Annotated in this window: 16 protein-coding genes; 6 read left to right on the top strand and 10 right to left on the bottom strand. The window is 48.2% G+C overall.

What is annotated here, in order from left to right:
- Nucleotides 1–42: 42 nt before the first annotated feature.
- Together PHW04_07985 and PHW04_07980 are read left to right on the top strand one after the other, a co-directional pair.
- Nucleotides 43–2,688 carry an AMP-binding protein gene (locus tag PHW04_07985; protein ID MDD2715815.1) on the top strand — a complete coding sequence of 882 codons (2,646 nt, stop codon included), beginning with the start codon at nt 43–45 and terminating at the stop codon, nt 2,686–2,688.
- Nucleotides 2,678–4,432 (top strand): diacylglycerol kinase family protein, encoded by a 1,755-nt coding sequence (locus PHW04_07980; GenBank protein ID MDD2715814.1) that lies wholly within the window; start codon nt 2,678–2,680, stop codon nt 4,430–4,432. Before PHW04_07985 ends, PHW04_07980 begins: the two co-directional genes overlap by 11 nt.
- 7 nt (nt 4,433–4,439) lie before the next feature.
- Here PHW04_07980 and PHW04_07975 read toward each other — a convergent pair whose 3' ends face one another.
- Entirely contained in the window at nt 4,440–6,026 is a 1,587-nt protein-coding gene (locus PHW04_07975; protein ID MDD2715813.1) for a CPBP family intramembrane metalloprotease, read from the bottom strand.
- Nucleotides 6,023–6,316, bottom strand: coding sequence for a hypothetical protein (locus PHW04_07970; GenBank protein MDD2715812.1), 294 nt, complete (start codon nt 6,314–6,316; stop codon nt 6,023–6,025). Before PHW04_07970 ends, PHW04_07975 begins: the two co-directional genes overlap by 4 nt.
- 53 nt (nt 6,317–6,369) lie before the next feature.
- Here PHW04_07970 and PHW04_07965 point away from each other — a divergent pair, with 53 nt between their 5' ends.
- From PHW04_07965 to PHW04_07950, 4 genes are all read left to right on the top strand, one after another.
- On the top strand, nt 6,370–7,191 hold the full coding sequence (locus tag PHW04_07965; GenBank protein ID MDD2715811.1) for a tetratricopeptide repeat protein: 822 nt from the start codon (nt 6,370–6,372) through the stop codon (nt 7,189–7,191).
- Nucleotides 7,192–7,312: 121 nt separating this feature from the next.
- The gene (locus tag PHW04_07960; protein ID MDD2715810.1) at nt 7,313–8,800 is read left to right on the top strand and encodes a GH3 auxin-responsive promoter family protein; all 1,488 of its coding nucleotides are present in this window, start codon (nt 7,313–7,315) and stop codon (nt 8,798–8,800) included.
- Entirely contained in the window at nt 8,800–10,299 is a 1,500-nt protein-coding gene (locus PHW04_07955) for a GH3 auxin-responsive promoter family protein (GenBank protein MDD2715809.1), read from the top strand. Before PHW04_07960 ends, PHW04_07955 begins: the two co-directional genes overlap by 1 nt.
- A 9-nt stretch (nt 10,300–10,308) precedes the next feature.
- Nucleotides 10,309–10,785, top strand: a complete 477-nt coding sequence (locus tag PHW04_07950) for a hypothetical protein (protein ID MDD2715808.1) — start codon at nt 10,309–10,311, stop codon at nt 10,783–10,785.
- On the opposite strand, the gene PHW04_07945 is transcribed toward PHW04_07950, so the two are convergent.
- The 8 genes from PHW04_07945 to PHW04_07910 all read right to left on the bottom strand — a co-directional run bounded on the left by PHW04_07945 (nt 10,786) and on the right by PHW04_07910 (nt 21,075).
- Nucleotides 10,786–12,903 carry a hypothetical protein gene (locus PHW04_07945; protein MDD2715807.1) on the bottom strand — a complete coding sequence of 706 codons (2,118 nt, stop codon included), beginning with the start codon at nt 12,901–12,903 and terminating at the stop codon, nt 10,786–10,788.
- The gene (locus tag PHW04_07940) at nt 12,900–13,361 is read right to left on the bottom strand and encodes an FHA domain-containing protein (GenBank protein ID MDD2715806.1); all 462 of its coding nucleotides are present in this window, start codon (nt 13,359–13,361) and stop codon (nt 12,900–12,902) included. Before PHW04_07940 ends, PHW04_07945 begins: the two co-directional genes overlap by 4 nt.
- Nucleotides 13,362–13,503: 142 nt before the next feature.
- Entirely contained in the window at nt 13,504–13,692 is a 189-nt protein-coding gene (locus tag PHW04_07935) for a hypothetical protein (protein MDD2715805.1), read from the bottom strand.
- Nucleotides 13,693–13,737: 45 nt separating this feature from the next.
- On the bottom strand, nt 13,738–14,793 hold the full coding sequence (locus PHW04_07930) for a PDDEXK nuclease domain-containing protein (protein ID MDD2715804.1): 1,056 nt from the start codon (nt 14,791–14,793) through the stop codon (nt 13,738–13,740).
- A gap of 68 nt (nt 14,794–14,861) precedes the next feature.
- Nucleotides 14,862–15,392, bottom strand: coding sequence for a hypothetical protein (locus tag PHW04_07925; GenBank protein MDD2715803.1), 531 nt, complete (start codon nt 15,390–15,392; stop codon nt 14,862–14,864).
- A gap of 745 nt (nt 15,393–16,137) precedes the next feature.
- Nucleotides 16,138–16,758: a 4Fe-4S single cluster domain-containing protein gene (locus PHW04_07920; protein MDD2715802.1), complete on the bottom strand. Its 621-nt coding sequence runs from the start codon at nt 16,756–16,758 to the stop codon at nt 16,138–16,140.
- The gene (locus PHW04_07915; protein ID MDD2715801.1) at nt 16,728–18,677 is read right to left on the bottom strand and encodes an AAA family ATPase; all 1,950 of its coding nucleotides are present in this window, start codon (nt 18,675–18,677) and stop codon (nt 16,728–16,730) included. Before PHW04_07915 ends, PHW04_07920 begins: the two co-directional genes overlap by 31 nt.
- A complete protein-coding gene (locus tag PHW04_07910; protein ID MDD2715800.1) occupies nt 18,655–21,075 on the bottom strand; it encodes a protein kinase in 2,421 nt (806 codons plus the stop codon). The genes PHW04_07915 and PHW04_07910 overlap by 23 nt, the downstream gene beginning before the upstream one ends.
- Nucleotides 21,076–21,100: the final 25 nt, after the last annotated feature.

Here is a 21,100-nt window from a genome sequence, read left to right as displayed (position 1 = left end):
ATCCCGTCGGTGACAAATGAGTGTTTATGTTATTATACATCAATGAGAAATTCGATTCTTGAGATTTTCCACGAAGCAGTAAGCCGATTCGGTGACAGGACTGCGCTCAGGCTCAAAGACAGGGAAATTTCCTTTACCGGGCTCAGGAACATGGCTGCTGCCATTGCCGGAATCCTGTGCCGGCATGGACTGGGAGACAGGGACAGGATCGCCATCCTCTCGGAAAACAGACCGGAATGGGCAGCAGCTTTCTTCGGAATCGTCTCCATGTCCGGGATCGTAGTTCCGATCGACAGCAGACTGAGCTGGCCGGAAATCATCTTCATCCTCAATGATTCGAAGTGCAGGTGCATTTTCGTCTCCGCACCCTTTCTGGGCATTTCTAATCACAGGCAGGCGCTTCCATTACTGGAACAGGTTATCTGTCTGGACCGGACCGACGAAAATTTGATTCAGATCGCAGATTTCCAAAGCTCCAGCTCAGAAGACGGCTGCGCTCCGCATGCTGATCCCGACGCCACTGCCCTGATCGTCTACACTTCGGGCACTATGGGCGTAGCCAAGGGAGTGGAACTGACCTATGGCAATCTCCTCTTCGAAACCCGTGCCTTGAACTCTGTACTTGAGATCAGCCCGGATGATCATTTCATCTCCATCCTGCCCCTCAACCACATGTTCGAACTGGTCGCAGGCCTGATCGGCCCTCTCTATGGGGGAGCGGGTATCACCTATTGCGAAAGCCTCAGCGCACCCTCCATCACCGCTCTGCTGAATCAGCAGCAGGCCACCATGATCGTCTGTGTGCCCCTGATTTTGAAGATGATCCACAACGGTATCCTGCGCCAGATCAGGGAAATGCCGGACCCTGTCCGCAAAGCCTTTGACCTGATGCTGAAATTTTCTCTTTGTTTAAACAGACTCGGAATCAATCCAGGCAGATTTCTGTTCCGCACCATTCACCGGAAATTCGGAGGCCGCCTCAGATGTTTCTATTGCGGAGGAGCGCCCCTGGACATCAGCCTGGAATCAGACTTGAGAGCTATGGGCTTCAACGTTTTTCAAGGGTACGGTCTGACCGAGACCTCACCTGTGGTATCAGTCAACACCTTTAGAGACAACCGGCTGGGATCTGTCGGAAAGCCCCTGCCTGGTGTGGAAGTGAAAATCGAGAGAAGCAACGCGAGCGATCCCCGCACAGGAGAACTGCTGGTCCGCGGACCGAATCTGATGTCAGGCTACAGCGGAAAACCGGACCTCACCTCTTCTGTGATCAGGGACGGCTGGTTTCACACCGGAGACCTGGGTTATCTCGATCATGGATATCTTTTCCTGTCAGGCAGGAAAAAGAACCTGATCGTGCTTGGAGCAGGGAAAAAGGTTTATCCGGAAGAGGTGGAAGAGGTGATCGGCAGAAGCGAGTTTATCAGAGAAATCTGCGTACTGGGAAAAGCCGCGGAGGGTTCCCGCAAAGGGAGCGAAAAAGTCCATGCCGTGATTTTTCCGGACTTGGATAGATTTGAGCCTGCGGACCGAAGTAAAAACCTGGTCAGGAAGACCATTGCGGCAGAGATAAACAGGCTGAGCCGCAACCTCGCTGATTACAAGCGGATTTCCAGCTTTGAAATCTGGGATCAGGAACTTCCGAAGACAGCTTCCAGAAAAATCAAACGGGCTCTGGTGAACGATCTCGTGAAGAATGCGAAAACCGAAATTCCTTCCCAGGAAAACGGGAAAAACATTCCTACAGGCAATGAATTCACCGATGATTTAAGGGAAATAGTGGCCAGGATCTCAGGATCCGGCATAGAGATTTCCATGCAGTCAAATCTATACGCGGATCTGGGGATCGATTCGCTGATGAAAATCGAAGTGTTCTCAGCACTGCAGAGAGAAAAAGGCATTTCGATTCCAGAGAGTTCAGCGTTTGAGATTAATACCATGGAGGAACTCTGCAGATTTGCGATAAGTGGTCCGCTTGAACGGGAAAACGACGATGATTTCAGGGATGAAGCCCGGAAAATAATGGAAACGAACGCTAAATTTTCCGTCTTTCATCAGATGTCATACCTGCTGTTCAGATCAATCTTCAAGACTTTTCTAGACTGCAGGGTCGAAGGACTCGAAAACATACCTGAAAAAGGATCCTTCATCGTGGCAGCTAATCATGCCAGCCTGCTGGATTTCCCCCTCATACTGACGGCCCTGCCTTTCAACAGGGTCAGGGATATACTCGCGCCGGCAGCGAGGGATTATTTTTTCTCTAAAAAAATCAAGGGAAGTGCAGTCAGGTTTTTTTTCAATACCTTCCCTTTCGACAGGCTTGGTGATTTCGTCAGAGGGCTCAGGATCTGCGAGGAGCTGATCCTGCTCGGAAAATCAGTGATCCTTTTCCCGGAAGGCACCAGGACCAGGGACGGCAGTCTGACGGAATTCAAGCCCGGGATTGGTGCCCTGGCTCTCCGGTTGAAAATACCGGTAGTTCCGGTGTATATCTATGGAGCTGATAAATCCCTTCCCAAAGGTGCAATGATTCCGAAACCCGCTAAGGTAGGGATCCTGATCGGCCCGCAGATTCAGGCCGGCCGGATGGACATGTCCGGATGCGGGACTGACTACGAAAAATACAGGCTGATTTCAAGGCAGATCCGGGATGCGGTGGTCAGTCTGGTGGATAAACATGAGAACTGATAGGCACTTCGCAGTAGTGGGAATCGACGGCAGCGGGAAAAGTTCCTGCTATCATGGAATTCTGACAGCCCTGGCTGGAAAATTCTCTCTCGCAGGTATCGGGGAAAAGGCAGTCATCTCGGGCTTCAACGGCAGGCTGACTGAACCCGAAGGACTTAACAGGCTGAGGGTCGGTTATCTGATCGGCAGCCTGATCAAGTTCAGCCGGAATGAATACCTGTATGAGATCGGAAAATTGACAGAGCTGTTATGCAGGAGCAGAATCCAGAATGAAATTGTGAATGGATTCTCGCCTGACCTGATCATCACCGACGGCGCTCCTCTGATCAACATCATGGGCTGGGGCAGACATTACAGGCCTGAGGCATTCAATGAAGCGGAATATGAAAGATGCATCACCTATCTTTCAGGCGGAAAAAAGCTCGACCTGAGTAATGGCCTGCGCTATTTAAGCAGTATCCCTGAAATCGTGTGGGCCGGCTGGATTTTCCGAACCTCACTTCAGATCCCAGGTAATGTCATTTTTTTAAAGGTTGCTCCAGAGACAGCTCTAGAAAGGATCGAGCAGAGAGGCGGGAAAACCCAGTCCCACGAACAGCGGGAATTTCTCAGAACACTTCAGGAAGCATATGAATTTACGCTCAGGATCCTCGAAGATAAATTCGGAGTGCGGGTCTTTCCGATCTGCACTGACAGTCTGACCCAGGCTGAAGTACTGGAAAAAACCAAGGAGATCATCATGTCCCAGAAACAAATCCCGGAAATCAGCGTGATCGCAACTTCAATCTCAGGATCTGTCAAAGACTGGAAAAAACTGGACCATCTGGAAGAGGAATTCTGCAAACACAGCCCGCATACTTCCGTGCAGATCGTGGATACGCATCAGGCCGCCAGAAAAAAAGCCCGGGAAGTGCTGAAATCAGGTTGCCTGAAGATAGTCTCAGCCGGAGGTGCCGGTACCTTCAACAGCATCCTGGAAGCCTGCTGCTCTGTTGGCTTAAAAAGCGGACTCAGGCTGGCCTTTCTTCGGAAAGGGTCTGCCGACCTGATCGGTAAAGCCCTGCAGATCCCGGACGAACTGGAACCGGCAGTTGCGATCATCTGCGATGGTTTCTCGAAAGACCGCATCATGGAGAGCGACGTGCTGGAAGTGAAGACTGAAGACAGCTCCGGCTGGCGCAGAAAATATCATTTCATCGGTTTCGGGGGAGTGGGAATCTTCGGTGATGTGCCTTTTTTCACTGAAAACAGATTTATTAAATACTACAAGGGATTCCTGGGTTATCTTCTGGGAGACAGGGGTCCGTTCATAGTAGGCGTGTTTTTAGCGATCCTAAAACATTATTTTCAGAAACTCTTCGGGAAAACAACTGAATTCAAAGTCATAGCTGATGATCTGGAGACTGAATTCGAAAACCTGAGCTTCATCCTGATCATGAACGGGGATCTGGGCGAACATCTGCCGGTCGCCAAAGGTATCCCACTGGCGAGCGGGGATTTTCTGGCAGTAGTGGCCAGTGACCTTGGGTTTTTGAAAACCCTGGAACAATTGATCCACTCCTGGAAAGGAACGCTGAACGAACAGCAGGAAAAACTGGGAGTGAAAATATTCCGAACTACTGCGCTCAGGATCATCCCTGCCAAACCTGGATCCTATTTCGTGAATGTGGACGGGCTGTTGAGAAGATCACACGGAGAAACAGGATACAGGATCAGCGGCAGGGTCAGCCTGATCAGAAAGTGACAAAAGATCAGGGCACAGCAGGACCGATTTTAGACATGAAGATAATCAGATAGCAGATGAAGTTGTGTCCTGCGTGGATCAGGAAAGCCATCAGGAAACCCATGAAACGCCCTTCCCTGCGCCATTTCTGGTAAGTGAACGAATCAATGATGAATCCGATCCCGACCGGGATCAGAGCGAGCAGGGTATTGGGGGCATGCAGGAGACCCCAGAAGATTCCGGAACTGATCAGCTGCTGCTTCCTGGTGGACGCCAGCATTCCGAACCACCAGAGCATGCCCATCAGAATGAGAGTTTCCACGCATGGAGCAGCTATTACCATTACATCAAACCTGTCGAACAGCGACGGAGCATCCAGAGCTTCAGCTGTAAATCTGTCCAGCAGCTCTGAACCCCACACCAGGCTGATCAGATATCCCTCTATCTGTTCGAGCAGCCATGAAAGAAAGAAAGCGATCATTGGCACGCAGAGCACAAATCTGACCCGGCTTCCAAAATTCAGGTGCCGCTCCAGCATGTCATCGTCCGGAAAACATCTGGATGACCTTTTCTTCCATAGGCCGAACACAATGAAGGGAATCGTGATCACCAAAAATAAAACGGTAGAATTGACCACAAAAAGCGTTCTTGCATCCTGGGAAAAAATGACAAGTTCCAATGTCAGCTTAAACCTGCAATTTTTAAGAGTCCAGGAAATCAGCTTCCCGGCCAGATCGCTTTTGGCATATGACTCCTCTGACTTAGGACTTGATTTCAGCCTTTCGCAAAGAGATCCGATTTCCTGAGAAAGTTCCGACTTCTTGTCCAGAAAATCGAACAAGTTGTCCAGCGCAGCCATGCCAGTCCGCTGAACATCCGACAGCAACTCTTTACTTCTTGATTTCCCGGAGAGGAATGCAGCATAACAACGCATTGTCTGCAGCCAGTCCAACACTTCTCCTGAATCATTCAGCAGTTTATGTGTGTCTATTAACCGGACTGCATCGTCGAATCCGGAATCCCTGATCAGCCTGGCAGCCTCAGTCACAGCCATCTGATCTGCGCAATCCCCTGAATCCTGATAATCAGGGTAATAGTAAATCATGCAGTCCAGCTGTTTATAGCATAATTCCAGGTATCTGGAGCGCGACTTTTTCAAGCTGATTTCAGCCCTGAAGCTTGAAAAAACCTCCCTGCTCAGGGTGAAACCCTGGTATTTCATGGCTGAACAGATGCAGTTGTCGAGAAGATCAAGGATCAGGATCTCCCTTAACACTCCCTGCGCTGAGCGGATCTCATCTTCCAGAAGATTTGAAGCTGCGGCATAATTGTCTTGGTTCTGTTCATACTCAACTTGTTTGAGCTTTGCCACAATTCCTGAAAACATTCCAGCCATTGCTTCCGCGGTTCCGGGAAATCCTACTGGAGAATACAGATCGTGGAAAAAAACCGAATAATCGTTCTTCTCCTGATCGTCACGGACAAACTGGGTTGTTGAGACATTGCAGAGAAACCCCTCGATCTCTTCGGTTCCGCTACTGTTGTGAGATCTGGCATAAAGCGGCAGCGAAGTCATCAGTAAAAAAATAAATAAGGGAATCCCTGATTTTCTCATGTTTCTTTCCTCTGAAAGTCCATCTTGATTTCTGCGGCACGAGCTTCGAGCTCATAGTCGATTTTTTCGTAGCTTACTCTGAAATATTGCCACCACCAGCGGAAAAAGTAGCGGATCAGACCCTCCCGCCTGTATTGGCGAAAATGAACACATTCGTGGCCTAAAAGCCTTTTGTCAGGCCGGTCACCGACAAAATAGACAGTGTCAGGAGGCCAGGCCAGCGCTCTGAACTTCATCACTTTCAGATAGATGCGTGACAAGCCTCTGGCACGGCGGAGATGGATTTTCATTTATCACCCTGGAATATGTTATCATAGGATTGAAAATCCTCCAAGGAGGCACAGTGCCCAGAATCATGCTGCTGCTCCTGCTCTGCCTGGCTCTGGAATGCAGAGCTGATACCTCGGCTGAAGTCTGGCTCAAGCAGGGCCTGGATGCCTTCCATGCAGGAAACCATACCCAGGCTCTCAAATTCTATCTGCTCTCTGCCGACCAGGGTCTGCCTGAAGCCATGTTCAGCATCGGATACATGTATCTGCAGGGTCTGGGAGTTACCAGGGAATGCGAAACTGCCGCGCTCTGGTTCCGCCTGGCAGCAGAAAAAAAATTTCCGGACGCACTGTATTCTCTTGGCTGCCTCTATCAGGAAGGAACCGGCGTTCCACAAAACTATGCCGAGGCTGCGAAGCAATATCAGCAGGCCGCTGAACTCGGCCTTTCGGATGCGCAATACAGCCTGGCCCTGCTGTACGACAATGGGCTGGGAGTCAAGCAGGATTTCGCCACAGCAGCAGCCTGGTACCGCAAGGCAGCTTTGCAGGGCGACCCGGGAGCTCAGCTGAATCTGGGCCTGATGTATGAAACCGGGCAGGGCGTAAAGCAGGATCTGTTCGAGGCATCCGGCTGGTATCGCAAGGCGGCAGATCTTGGTTATTCCAAGGCACAGTTCAACCTGGGCTGCCTCTATCAGAACGGTCAGGGGGTTCAGAAGGACCTGGTCCAGGCCTATATGTGGTTCGAACTCTCGCTGGTCGCTGGAAGCGACGACCTGAAAAAATCCGCAATCGCCAACCGGGAAGTCCTCACTTCATTGATGAAAAGGGAACAGATCTCTGAAGCCCACAAACTGGCCGGAGAATGGCTCAGAAAATTCAACGGGAAATAAACCCTATTGTTAATTGCGATCTTCTTGACAAAACATGACTAACCGGTAAAATTGATTCAAAGATATCAGCCTTCGATTACATGGCAAGGCAGATACAGAAACAAGGACTACAGGTGATCAGATGAGATGGACAAGAACTAAAAACAGTATTTTTTCGTTGTTTACAGAAAAAAAAAACGGCAGTACTGCCAAATTCCAGAAAAAAGCCCTGCTCGCCCGCCTCAATGACTCGGCAGAGACTGTCCTGGGAAAAAAATACGGCTTTCGAGAAATTTCATCGACTCAGAGCTATCAGCAGAAAGTACCGGTCCATCATTATGAGGACCTGAAACCATACTGGGATTCGGAATCGACAGGGAACATAAACGTTACTGTCGGAAGCAGGATCCACAAGTTCGCTGTTTCCACCGGCACCACAGGAATCCCCAAGCTGATTCCTGTCACGAGAAAGCTGCTGAGGGATTTCCGCAGGCGCGGGATGCAGCTTGTTTCCATTTATCTGAAAGCACATCCCGAATCCAGAATTCTTTCCAAGAAACACCTCGCCATCACCGGAAGCGCTATTCTGGGAAAAACGCAGTCCGGGATTCCCTATGGCACAATTTCAGGGATAATGGCCGAAGGCTCACCGCTGCTCATGAGGCACAAACGAATTCCCACAAGCGAAGTGATCAATCTCTGCGACTGGAACCAGAAAGCTGACTCCATCGCGGAGCAGGCAAGGCACCAGGACATTGGGCTGATCTTAGGTATCCCGGCTACGATCCTCAATTACCTGGAAAAAATTAAGGGCATCTATTCCAAAAGCGATTTTGAGTTTTTCGCCTCGAATCTGGAAGCCATCTTCTGCAGTGGTGTGAATTACAGAAGTTATCAGGACAAAATTCAGAGTCTGCTCGGCAGGAAAGTGAATTTTCTGGATTACTATGCTGCCAGTGAAGGTATTTTCGGCCATCAGTCCGCAATTGACCCTGATTCAATGGAATTCTTCTCAGATACGATTTTTTTTGAATTCATACCTTTCCACGAATATCTCCAGAAGGACTACAGTAACAGGAAATTACTGCATCAGCTGAAAGACGGTGAAGATTATGCCCTGTTAGTCACCACCGGAAACGGCACTTTCAGCTATGTCCTTGGAGACCTGATCCAGTGCGTGGATCACAGAGTCCCGCTGTTCAGGGTCAAGGGACGCACAGTGCTCACTCTGAATCTGGCCGGTGAAAAGACCGCGATCTCGGTGGTGGAGAAAACAGTGCAGAGTCTGTCTCGGGAACTGAACTCTGAACCAGGTGAGTTTTTTGTCACAGGCAGGACCATCAATGGCAGACAGTCCTATCTGTGGGTCATAGAGAAAAACTCGATCTGGGACAGCCAGGGAACTGAGAGGCTCGCATCCAGGCTGGATCATTTTCTCCAGGAACACAACAATCTTTATAAACTGCTCTATCCCACCAATTTTTCTCCTTCTCAGGTGCTGCTGATAGAGCGGGACAGTTTCAAAGCCTGGTTCGAACGGAAGAATGCGGATTTAGGGCACAGTAAAATCCCAAGAATCATCAAAGATCCCAGGATCGCTGAAGATATAATCGGAAAAATGGAGGCCTGATGGAATGGTCTGCTGTTAAAAACAGAATTTTCACAGCCTTCTCCAGAAAGATTGAGGGAGACACTTTCAGGCTCCAGGAAAATGCCCTGCTGTCCAGGATAGATGATTCCAGGGATACAAAGATCTATAAAAAGTTTTCCCTCGGCAGCATCAGGAGCGTCTCAGATTACTGGAAAAGGGTCCAGATCCAGCATTATGAAGACATCCGGGAAATGTGGGAACAGGAAGCTGCAGGCAGGTCCGGCGCGGCGATCAGAGAGAAAGCAGGGCATTTCGGGATATCCACAGGAACTACAGGCAAGCCCAAGCTGATTCCTGTGCCAGGATCGATCCTGAAGGATTTCCGAAAAAAAGAGCTTTATCTTCTTTCCCTTTTCATAAAAAAATACCCGAATTCAAAAGTCCTGGACAAAAAAATCCTGGCAATTTCAGGCTGCAGTTCCCTGGGACTGACGACCGGGGGAATACCTTACGGCCCGATCTCAGGAATTCTGGCTGAAGCAGCCCCTCACCTGATGAAACGCCGGATAATCCCCTGCCCTGCTACCATCAACATCCAGGACTGGAACGAGAAAACAAGAACCATTGCCAGGGAAATCAAAGGCAAAGCCATTGGCTCAATATTCGGGATTCCCGCATCGATTCTGGACTTCCTGGAAAAAGCCAGGCATTCCTATTTCACGAGGTCTGAATTTGCGAGCTTTGCCAGAAATCTGGAAGTGATCTATTGTACAGGCGTCAATTATCGTACTTACGACGACAAGATTTATGCAGCTCTGGGGAAGAAAGTCAGCATCATAGAGTATTATGCTGCCACAGAAGGAATATTCGGGCATCAATCCCCGGATAATCCTGAATCCATGCTTTTTTTCACAGACCATAATTTCTATGAATTCATCCCATTTGATGATTACCAGAACAAGAATTACCGCCAGAGGAAACTGATCACCGAACTGTCCGAAGGAGTGGAATATGTTCCTGCTGTGACCACCGGTAACGGGGCTTTCAGCTATGTACTGGGTGACGTGATCCAGTGTCTTGATCCGAAAATTCCGCTGTTCCAGATCATGGGCCGCACAGTCCTGACATTGAATCTCACAGGAGAGAAGACTTCGATTCACGTAATTGAAAAAACAGTGGAAAACTTATCTGTTGAGCTGAAATCACAGCCAGGGGAATTTTTAGTGCTGGGAAAAACAGGTCCCAAACCCAGGTACCTTTGGGTATTTGAGAAGAACGAAGCCTGGGAGAAGCATGATCCGGAATGGATCTCAGCCAGACTGGACAAATACCTTCAGGAAAACAGCAGCCTGTACCGCCTGCTGTATAAAAACTTCGACCCTGCTGAGGTCAGATTCGTGGACAAAGAAAAATTCCAGTCCTGGCTGGAGAAGAGAAAATCCGATTTTGGCCACAGTAAAATGCCCAGAATCATCCGCGACCCTGCTCTGGTAGAGGAGATCATCGGCTACCCGCCGCCCGATTTAAAGGAGGCCTGAAGAAAATAAATGGAAGATCTGAGGACAGAACTCTTCGGTTATTACAGGCGCTATCTTTGGCTCAGCAGTTTGGTGCTTTTCCTGGCGATGCTCCCTGTGATCGCCATCATGTTTTATTTTCACCAGCATAACCAGGCCTTCCTGTTTTCGGCAGAGCGCCTGAAAATCCTGCGATCAGCCTTGCTGCTGCTTACAATCGTGGAATTCGCTACCGCCAGATTCCTGAAGAAGAAACTTCTCTCTTCCATGCCGGCCGCTGAAAATGGATTGATGCCCCTGATCAGGAAACTTTATACAGCCTCTTTTCTTTCGGTTTCTCTGGCAGTCACCCCCTTTGTCATGGGTGCTGTCATGTTTATCTTCACTGGGGACAGATTCGATCTGGAATTTTTCTGGGGAATTACCCTGATCTTTGCCGGCCTGAATTTCACCTATTTCGATGAATGGTGGGAGGCCCTGAAGGCTGAAGGGATTGTGATTCAGTGATCACTGGATCCTGACCAGCTTCTTCACTATTTCCGGATATTCAACCAGTGGTGAATCATCTGTGATCAGGTATGGGCAGCTGTAAGACAATTCCCGGGTGTCCATGTAATTCAGAACCTGCTCTATCTTATATCCCAGTATCTCCCTGCAGAGTTCATCATCCGCGCTCAGGCGGGACATCACGCTCTCCCTGGTGTATTCAAAGGGATAGTCTGAAGCAATCAGAAGATAAAAACCCCCGAAACTCAGACAATGGGAAAAAACGCTTTGCACGGTTTTCAGCACCAGATAATACTGCTCCAGACAGCCCATGCTGTTACAGTAGATGCAGATCAGACCGCGCTCTCTGAGCCTTGATTTGAGAAGCAACAGATACTCGCGTGACAGGAGCAGGGAACTGCCGGCCTGCATCAGATAAAGGGGCTGCTGCACTATCAGGTCGTATTTCTTCGGATTGAGCGCAAGTCCAGTCCTGGCATCCTGCCAGAAAATCCTGCACTTAGGATTCTCGCTTACTCTCAAGGTGCCATCAGGATAATCCCTCAGGATCAGTTTGAGGACTTCGTTGATTTCATAATTGTCCACTGACGCCACACTCCCGGATTTTGCGATGGTGGCGGAAGTGATTCCTGCCCCGAGTCCGACCACCAGGACTTCCAGCGAATTATCCGGTTCATGGCATAAAAAAGGGATCACCCCGAGATACCAGTTCCCGGACCCGAGATGGTTCTGGTTCACAGAAAGGGATGAATGCCCGAGCCCGTTCCAGATTACCAGCAGGCTCTGACGCAGGATTTCAACCACTCCCTCACGGCCGAAGTATCTTCTGGCACCTGTTCCTTCAACAGGCTGCGAGAGGGCAGCGCAGTAAATGGCGATCTCCAGAACGATTAAAGCTGTCAGAGCAAATTTCAGCCTGGCCTTGGAATAATCTGATTCCAGGAGACAGACCGACAGATACCCGATTCCGATCATCAGACCCAGGTAATCGAAGTTCAGCTGCAGCCCGAAGATAGTGACCAGAAAAATCCCGAGACAGCTCCCGAAAGTGTTCAGACCCATGAATCTGCCGACGTCGCTTCCCCAGAGCTCAGTATGCCGCTTGAGAATGCGCGCGAACACTATTCCGCAGACCAGGCAGGGCAGAAAATAGATCGTGATCCCGAAGAAAAGGCTGAATTGATGGCTGAAGCGCTCGTATTCAAAAACCCTGGGCATGGCGATGATCATGGCACCGGCAGCTGCAAGGCAGGGGATCGTACCGCCTGGCACGAACTCGTTCAGTAAAACCCCCAGGTTCCAGAAAAGCAGGAAATAAAACAGGATCACTGTGAAGGTGTATGGAAGCGGACCATGGCTTAACTGCAGGATCCTGAACAGATACATTTCATATGAAAGCGCCAGGAATCCAAGCAGAAATCCCAGGATTTCCTCTTTTTTCAATCCAGATGTGGAACGAGCGGGTAAAGGTGATTCGCAACATGAGGGTCGGTTGCTTTTCAGCAGCGCGAAGATCACCGCAGCAGACAGATTGCAGACTGCAGCAAGGATCAGGCTTCTCAGCTGGCCCAGATACGGCAGAAAGTAGATTCCGCAGAGCAGGCACCCGAGTGTTGCCCCGGCCGTATTGAAAAAGATCAGGAAATCCAGTTTGCGCCTGTCTGTGAATCCGAACTGCCGCTGAAAGACTTCAGCCGCAATGGGCAGAGTCAGACCCATCAGGCAGCAGGGCACTGAAAGCAGTAAAAAGGAGCACACCCCATAGACCACTTTGAGTGGAATGCCTGTCAGCAGGGCCATCCGCTGAACAGCATACAGACTGTCCCCGAAATTCAGGGAAAGCAGCAGACAGATCAGCAGATTGATCGAAAAAAGCAGGATTTCGATCAAACTGAGCGCTCTGACCGGATTTCCGAGATTGCGGGAGCGCCGACCGGCTGCTAGTGAACCAAGCCCGAGCCCGGCCATGAAGGACAGGACTACGAGCATGGCAGGAACAGCCTCAGCCCCGCTGAAATAGATTTTGAGCGCTCTCTGCCAGACGATCTCATTGATGAGTCCCGCAGCGCCAGAAAGAAAAAGTGCAAACAGGAAAAGAAAATGCGGGTAGAACTTCAAATTTCGAATTTCACAGTGAATTCGACTGAGGAAGAGGAAAAACTCAGCCTGTCTCCAGCATTAAGTTTTTTCTTCTCTCCTGAAGTGAGCCTGGCGTCATTCAGAAATGTCCCGTTTCCTGAATTAAGGTCAGTCACAGTCCAGCCGCCTGACTCCTGGCTGAATCTGGCGTGTTTTCTGGAAACAGTCTTGCCCTGCTGCCTGTCCTTTTGGAAAATCTCAGCGCCTTTCGCGCTCCTGCCTATGATTTCGCCTGAACCGAGGCTGATCCTGCTGCCGTCTGCCGCAATCAGAACCAGGCTAGCCGGAGCAGCGGGAACCTGCACTTCTGCCTTTGCCACAGACTCGGAATCGTCCGAGGGGTTGATGTGGGAAATATCCCCCAGACAGTAAGTGCACATCATTTCTTCAGTCGAATTCCTGGTCCCGCAGCAGGGACAGATTTTAAACAAGCCCATGTTTGATCACCTCAGCGTCTTTCTGGTCAGGAATGCCATAGGATAAGGAGCGTCTCCTATCTCCACTTCCACTTTGCCCTGAACATTTTCTTGAAATTCTCCTTTTACATTTTCCATCTTGCCCTCCGATTTCTAGTTAACATTAAGAGAGTGTCAATTTTTCGTAGGAAAGATTAATGGGAAATGATTTTGCAATGCTTGCTAAAATTCCTTTGATTCGGTTGTCATCCCAAACCCAACCTCTCTGAAAGTCAGGAAGCTGAATTTTACCGAGTTTAACATCTTTGAGGATTTCATATAGGCTCTTTTTTGTAGAATCAAATGATTCCATTTTTCACTCCCTTAAATTGGATTTGCATTATCCGTCCTGTCAATTTCATTCTTCCGCCCAATCCATCAGTTTCTGCTTTAATTCTTCTTTGGTCGGCAGATAAAGCTGATACTCAGAGGCAAAAATATTGGCATTTACGGGTAAGGTGATTTCCACCAGAGCATCGTGCTTTTTTTTGCAGAGAATAATTCCCACAGTAGGATTTTCATCTTCTGATTTTACAAACCTGTCGAAATAATTGACATACATCTGCATCTGTCCAATATTCTGATGGGTTAGCTTGCCGATTTTGAGATCAATCAATACATAGCAGTGCAATAGCCGGTTGTAAAAAACCAGATCAACAAAAAAATGGTCTTCATCAAAGGTAAATCGTTTTTGCCGTGCCTCAAAAAGAAACCCTTTTCCAAGTTCTAGCAGAAAATGTTCCAGCTTATCAATAATTGCCGATTCCAGATCGGTTTCAGAATATTTTGATTTCTCGTCAAGTCCAAGAAACTCTAAAACGTAAGGTTCTTTAAGTAAATCTTTGGGATTGGAAACGGTTTGCCCTTCCTGTGCCAGCTTCATGATTGCTGCCTTATCACGACTGAGCGCCAGTCGTTCATACAAGCCGGAATCAAACTGTCGTTTGAGTTCACGCAATGACCAGTCCTGCTGCGCGGTTTCTATTTCATAAAATCTGCGGGCATTTTCATCTTTAACACCAATCAAGAAAACATAATGGGACCAGCTGAGAGTGAGCTGTGCATGTGTTTCCGGCGTATCTTTTAGCGTTGCCAATTTCCTAGACGGTGTCTCGGAAATCTGTTTTTGTTCACGATAGGCAAGATAAAATTTACGCATATTAGTAAGGTTATCCTCAGAAAAACCTTTGCCGAACTCATCAGTCAAGCGTTTAGAGAGATCCTTGAGTATTTGTTTGCCGTATTCTGCACGTTTAAGCCCCTGCTGCTCATGTTCCACAATCCTACGGCCAATTTCAAAACAAGTCAGAACCTGGATCGTATCTACATTACGGCTTACTGCTTTACGAGCAGAAAGAATCAGTTTTCTGATCTGCGAAAACAGCTCGCTGTAGGAAGTTGTTTTAGAACTCATATCCAATACCCTTCAAATTTTCTTTGATAGTCTTACCCGTTTCCCCGCCCTCCCTGGATTCTAACCAGCTATTCCATTTTTACAATGTTAAAACAATCATTTCCCATCTGTTTTTCTATCTCTTCTTCCGTAATATCCGGCAGATTGTTAAATCCATCAAGACACGCTTTCACTTCAGCGTCATTCTCTTGCAGCCTCTTGAAAAATTCTCTATAAGAGGTTGGCAACAACTCAAACAAACGCGCAGCTTGATCAGGGTTGAAAAAACCCGAAACAGGGCCATTAAGGCCGAATTTGGATTCAAGGTCTAATCCGACAGTGATAATCGGATTGCTGGCGCACAACATGATAGCTATGTGTCCAACAACTTCGAGAAATCTATCTAACGCCTCAGCACAACTTTTTTCCTCAAAACTCATCACATTGATTCCATCGAATGATGAACTGATAACAGAATGAAAATAAGTTTGCGCTGCCTCTTGTCCTTTCGTATGGACAATATCGCAGATAGCCCCGTAAGTTAAACGTATGTATTCTTTCCATTGGAGTTCTCTATCCAAGGATGAAAATCTTTCATATTTAAGCACTTTTTTCATCATAGACTGAAAGTGAGGAGTGTCTTCTTCAGATTGATGCCATTCTTGGGCTTTGTCAACTGGATAATTATCATCGTTGATTAAGCAAGTCAGCTTTGACGATCCCGTTTTTGGTGTAGACAAAACCTTTGACTTTCCCCTTGATCGATTCGATTGCTGGATTCCATTTTACGATTGCCATCCAGGATTCCCCCTACATGGTTTTTGATCGCATTTGGACGAGGTCAAGTTGTGGTTTGGGTAAGAAATTGGGCACAACATGACCCCGATCTTGTATATATTATATCATATAATGTTAATTTAGCGTTGACGAACCGTTGACTAAGCGTATACTACTCGTTAACACTACATTATCAGTACATGATAATAAATTGTTCGGAATTGTGCTCTTACCGCTTCCAGTGCAACTGCAGCAACCTGGATATTGGGTAACTTAAGAATCGAAAGCTCCTACCGACGAGGTCAAGTCGTAGTTAGGGTGAGAAATTGGGAACGACATGACCCCGAACTTCCCTTGATTCCAGCTTCCGCTGGATCAGATCAGAGTGTCAGGCCTACACTTTGCTCAGTTTGAATGCTAAGTGTATGTCTAACACTGTTACTACCCTGCCATGGCCACCTGTTCCCACGAACTTCTAAACAATCTGGAATGAATTCCCTATCAGCTTGAAATCCTTGGTATCTTCCTTTTTCAGCGTAGCCGAAAGGATTGCGCCCAACCTAATTGTGTCCGCAGCAGGGACAGATTTTAAACAAGCCCATGTTTGATCACCTCAGCGTCTTTCTGGTCAGGAATCCCGACCACAAATATTTTTCCACTGTTTTCCACAATCTGCAAAGATCTCTTCCCTGTTTCACTTTCACGGAAGGCCAGATATCTCTCACGCAGTCCCTTTTTCCGGGTAATAATATGCATTTTCTGGTTTTCAGACCCTTTCCAGACACTCCTGGTAGCGTCTCCTGACACGAATCTGCCGTCAATCAGAGTCGTGATCAGAGAAACAGTCTTTTTATAAAGTTTTTGCAACCGCGAAAATTCATATCCTGAATAAACCATGATATCTTCAAATCCTTCATTTCTGCAACCTTCAAGCAGTCCATGCAGAGCTTCAGGCTGATCAAAAGGTTCGCCTCCGGAAATCGTGATCCCTTCTGGAGAATCGGCAGCGTATTTCCTGACAGACACAATCACTTCAGATATCTCAATCCGGTACTCCTCGGAAAAATCCCAGGTGTGCCGCGCGATGCAGTCAGGGCAGTGGATTGAGCAGCCCTGAAACCAGATCCCGATGCGTTTCCCGATTCCAAGGGTCAGCACAGGGAAATGGATCAGATTGATCAGGCCACTTTTTTCATTTTCAGCTGCCATGAGCCGTTTTCCTTTTCAATATCCGTCAGTGTGTAAATCTCCCCTTCTTTGGCTGAAAGCTGGAACAATGAACGTGAAATCGGATTCACCAGGATCTCCTCCACTTTGTTGCCTATGCCGCGCCCGCCCATGGCCAGATTTTCACAGCAGACGCTTCTCAATTTCTCCTTGAATTCAGGCTCCATTCTGATATCGATCCTGAAGGTTTCAGTAAGCTTTCCCACCACATTGGAAAGCATTTTTTCGAAGATCTGTCCTGCCACTTCTTTCCTGATATAATCGAAAATCACCACATTTTCGCCGATCCTGTTCAAAATTTCAGGCCTCTGGATCGTGAACTTGAAATAATCCTCAATGGCGTTGCGCACATTCTGCTCGATCTGCTCATAACCCATCTCAGGCTTGATCCGCTGGATTTTTTCGCCTGAAGGCCCGATTTCATAAACTCCAAGATTAGAGGTGAAAATGATTAGACATTCAGAGAAATAAACAGTTTCACCCCGGCCGGAAGAGAGCCTGCCATCATCGAGAAGCTGGAGAAATATATCCAGGATCTTAGGGTGTGCCTTTTCGATTTCGTCGAACAGCAGGACTGCAAACGGATTCTGCTTGACTGCATTGGTCAGCTCTCCTCCGACTTCGTAACCGACATAACCGGGAGGTGCTCCGATCATTCTCTGGTCAGTGTGCTCCCTGGAGAATTCGCTCATGTCGAAACGCACATAACTGGTCTCAGAACCGAAGATCAGTTCAGCCAAAGATTTGGCAAGCTCCGTCTTTCCTACTCCTGTGGGTCCGGCGAGGAACATCACACCTTTCGGTTTCTGGGAGAATTTGGAGTACTGAGAACCGGAAAGATTGTAGACCGAACGTTTGATGATGTCAGCAGCCTTGCGCAGAGCCCTGGGTTGACCTTTGACCCTTTTCATCAGAATGGATTCAGAGTCATTGATCTTAACAGGATCAAGTTTTGACCAGGGATTTTCTATGATGCCGAGCTTATAGCGCTTGATTGCGTCCCCGATATCTGCAAAGGAGATGTTCTCTTTTTTGGCAAGGTTGACGATGGAAATTATTTCGCTGGCATAGAGCTCGTTTGTCTGATCCACGAACAAAGAGAGGTAATCTTTTCGTTTGACTTCCTCGATCGTTTCAAATCCGCCCAGATTCTTAGCCACGTTCTGCACGATGGCCTTCCGGAGTTGATTGTCCGGCTTGGGGATCGAGATCACTTTCATTTTAGGGTTCCCGATCGTGAACCAGGCAGGGATGTCGTTTTCCTTGTCCATCACGAAGATCGTGGTATTGAATTTTGGATAGCGGGAGCCACCGATCATCTTAGGGCTGGAATTGTGCAGCAGTCGGAACAGCCGGTAGTAAAACTCGCTTTGATCAACAGGGCTGCAGATGTCGGAAAGCCTTGAAACATATTTAAGGATCACAGCCACATATGCCAGGTCGTTGTGGGTAAGTTTCTCAATGATGTCATATCCTTTGGACAGGGAGCAGAGCAGGGGTTTATTCCTGGAGATCAGCCAGTCAGTGCCCTTGATCGCCGCAGCACCCACGGCAAGTACTGGAGCCATCACAGCAGTCGCTGCCATGCCGATGCCCTGAGCAGTTCGCGGATTGTGTTCAGATACTTTCTGTTCTACTTTGCCTTCCATGATTTTTTTGAATACTTCAGGATCTCCGTCAAGCATTGAGAATCCATAAAGAGGTTCATATTCCAGGATCAGGTCAAAGCCCTCGCTTTTTAAAATTTCCCTCAGATAATCAGTTATTTTAAAGGTGACGATCCGTCCGTCCTTTTCAAAAGGGTAGATGTCATAGATGTTTCCCCAGAGTGCGAACTGGGGTCTGATCGAAAGGAATCTGACAATCTCTCTAGCCCATTTAGGCAGATTTTCCAATTTCATTTTTCACTTCCCTTGTTGTTTGATTTCTGACCGCAAGTATCCGGTAGAGGTATTTGTCGTAAATCCTGCTGACCCGGATCTCTGTGTAATACTCGCTCACAATAAAATAAAAAAAGCTGCCGAGCAGGAACCCGACTGCAGCTGCTCCATAGGGTCCGCTCCATGGAATCAGCCTGCACATCAACAGGAAAAAAGCGAACAGCACCAGCGAACTTGCCAGAAACCATCTCACAAATTCGTTGAGCCTTTCCCCTTCCGGTTCCTCAAAACTGCGGACAATCCCCACCAGAAATCCCAACCCCAGCACCAGCATCCCGGAAGAGGAACTGGGATTAGGAATATAGTATTTAATTCCTGCCAGAAAATCCAGGTAGAGAATGCCGAACATGGCGAAGACCCAGCCGAAGACCAGTCCGTTCAGGCAGGCGAAAAAATACTTCCTGGTCTGATAAGACCTTGGTTCCATGCTCTCGGCCAGGTCGTCGATGGCTTCCTTGTCCGCTCTGGTCCATTCCAGATCGCAGCCTTTCAGGATCTCGAGATACTCCCTGAGCATCTTGAATTCGTAAGTCTTGAATCTGACTGCGAATAAATGCTGTGAGAGGAGCGGGAGCCTGCTCAGCAGAAACAGGTCGATCTTGTTCTTCCGGAACTTGCCGATTTCCACATATTTCTTGACAGAAAACACTGATTCCTTGATTTTAGCTTTTTCGATCAGCGAGTCATCCTGGCGCAGCTTCTGCAGGATTCGTAAATAATCCACCACCACATCCGGCTGACTGGCCCCCAGGTTTTCCATGATTTCGAGCGGCAGATAGTACTTCTCAGACAGGGCCTCGAGCTCGGTCTTGCGCAGAAGAAGTTCGCCGTGGTTTTTCAACATGGCGATCTTTTCCTTGATTCCGCAGTTTCCAGGAAATATGAACTCCTGGGGTTTCCACCAGAATTCAAAGATCTCCAGCAGACTGTTCAGGCTGTCTTCAAACAGCATCTTGGGAACATTGAATTTCATCACCCGCAGCAGCAGGCAGAACTCGTCCCCTTCAGGGTCACGCTGGATCGAAGTCAGGTAATCAGTATAATAAGTCAGCAGCGCTCCTGAAATCACAGATTTGATCACATTGGTTTCGCCTGGAGTGCACTTGCCTTCTAAAGCCCTGGTGGTAATCTGATAAACGCTCTGGAAACTGATCAATTTACCGAAAACTACAAATCCAGTGCCACGCAAAAAAGTGAGGGTCAGTTTCAGAAGCAGGAAATCCAGGTCATTCCTGGAAAGTTTTCTCAGCTTTTCGATGATTACGCATTTGTCGAACTCGCCGTTCCGCTTCAGCCAGTCTTCGAGATATCCGTGTCCGATGATGATCTTAGCCGTCTCCCAGGAGTCTTCGTCATGCACAAAGGCATGCAGCAGTTCCTCCAGGGAATGGTAGTCAGCTTCTCTGAAACCGAAAGGTTTTTGAAGGCCCTTGATTTCCTGGCAGAAATCGAAAAAGACCGGGATTTCCGAATCCCCGGCCAGCCAGCGGGCTACCTGATCATAGCCCCAGCGCTTTCTGGGATTTCGAGTTAAAAGCCCTTTCAGAAGCAGCTGATATCTGTCAGGGAGAGACTGATCCACATCGATCCCCTTGGTGGCAAGAGTATACATGATTACCCGCATATCCTGCCCCTGCAGGGGATGCCTGCCGAGCAGGATTTCCAGCACAATCATGCCCAGAGACCAGAAGTCTGACTCGCGGCCTACGATCTGAGTGAAAGCTTCCGGGGACCAGTAAATGGGAGTGCCTTTCAGGTTGACCGTCATTTTTCTGGAGATTTCATCATCAATCACGGAAGAAACTCCGTAATCTGTGAAAACAAGTTTCAAGGGGTCCAGAGTCCGCAGCATCACGTTGGAAGGTTTCAGGTCCAGGTGCAGCAGATTATTGGAGTGCAGCAGCCTGAGTCCATTGTTGAAGCAGCGGATCACATCAATCAGAAGGCGGTCGTTACCCCGCAGCATGTCAAAAAGTTCTCTCAGTGATCCAAGCGGGAGATATTCGATGATTTCATAGTAACGCTTCAATTCCTCGTCGAAATCCGATTCGAAGATCCTGACCACATCAGCTGGAAATTTGCCGCTGATTTCGTGGATCTTCTTCAAAGCTTCCAGATTGGGATTGTTTCCGAATCTGTATAGCTTCAGAATTCTGACTTCACCGTTTTTTGCCGCTTTGTAGATGTCTGCTTCTGATCCCGCGGCAGGCAGCAGCTCCAGCACTGAATAATCCCTGAAACTGGACAGTTTGTGCCCGGGATCGCCAGTTTTTCCGGCCAGTGTACGGTCTGATTCCAGGATAGTGCGATCCTCGATCAGCGTCTTGTCTTGAAGGTTTTTTTTATTCTTGTCAGCCATTTTTTTCAAGCAGTCTAAAATTGCT

The sequence above is a fragment of the Candidatus Wallbacteria bacterium genome, from assembly GCA_028687545.1.
Lineage (GTDB): Bacteria > Muiribacteriota > JAQTZZ01 > JAQTZZ01 > JAQTZZ01 > JAQTZZ01.
Note: the sequence above shows the minus strand (reverse complement) of the source record. Positions and strands in the feature narration are given on the sequence as shown.

Coding starts and splice junctions, on each gene's coding strand:
- PHW04_07955 (MDD2715809.1), top strand. CDS start 8,800: ATGGAATGGTCTGCTGTTAAAAACAGAATTTTCACAGCCTTCTCCAGA.
- PHW04_07975 (MDD2715813.1), bottom strand. CDS start 6,026: ATGAGAAAATCAGGGATTCCCTTATTTATTTTTTTACTGATGACTTCG.
- PHW04_07950 (MDD2715808.1), top strand. CDS start 10,309: ATGGAAGATCTGAGGACAGAACTCTTCGGTTATTACAGGCGCTATCTT.
- PHW04_07935 (MDD2715805.1), bottom strand. CDS start 13,692: ATGGAATCATTTGATTCTACAAAAAAGAGCCTATATGAAATCCTCAAA.
- PHW04_07920 (MDD2715802.1), bottom strand. CDS start 16,758: ATGGCAGCTGAAAATGAAAAAAGTGGCCTGATCAATCTGATCCATTTC.
- PHW04_07910 (MDD2715800.1), bottom strand. CDS start 21,075: ATGGCTGACAAGAATAAAAAAAACCTTCAAGACAAGACGCTGATCGAG.
- PHW04_07930 (MDD2715804.1), bottom strand. CDS start 14,793: ATGAGTTCTAAAACAACTTCCTACAGCGAGCTGTTTTCGCAGATCAGA.
- PHW04_07980 (MDD2715814.1), top strand. CDS start 2,678: ATGAGAACTGATAGGCACTTCGCAGTAGTGGGAATCGACGGCAGCGGG.
- PHW04_07915 (MDD2715801.1), bottom strand. CDS start 18,677: ATGAAATTGGAAAATCTGCCTAAATGGGCTAGAGAGATTGTCAGATTC.
- PHW04_07985 (MDD2715815.1), top strand. CDS start 43: ATGAGAAATTCGATTCTTGAGATTTTCCACGAAGCAGTAAGCCGATTC.
- PHW04_07925 (MDD2715803.1), bottom strand. CDS start 15,392: ATGATGAAAAAAGTGCTTAAATATGAAAGATTTTCATCCTTGGATAGA.
- PHW04_07940 (MDD2715806.1), bottom strand. CDS start 13,361: ATGGGCTTGTTTAAAATCTGTCCCTGCTGCGGGACCAGGAATTCGACT.
- PHW04_07960 (MDD2715810.1), top strand. CDS start 7,313: ATGAGATGGACAAGAACTAAAAACAGTATTTTTTCGTTGTTTACAGAA.
- PHW04_07970 (MDD2715812.1), bottom strand. CDS start 6,316: ATGAAAATCCATCTCCGCCGTGCCAGAGGCTTGTCACGCATCTATCTG.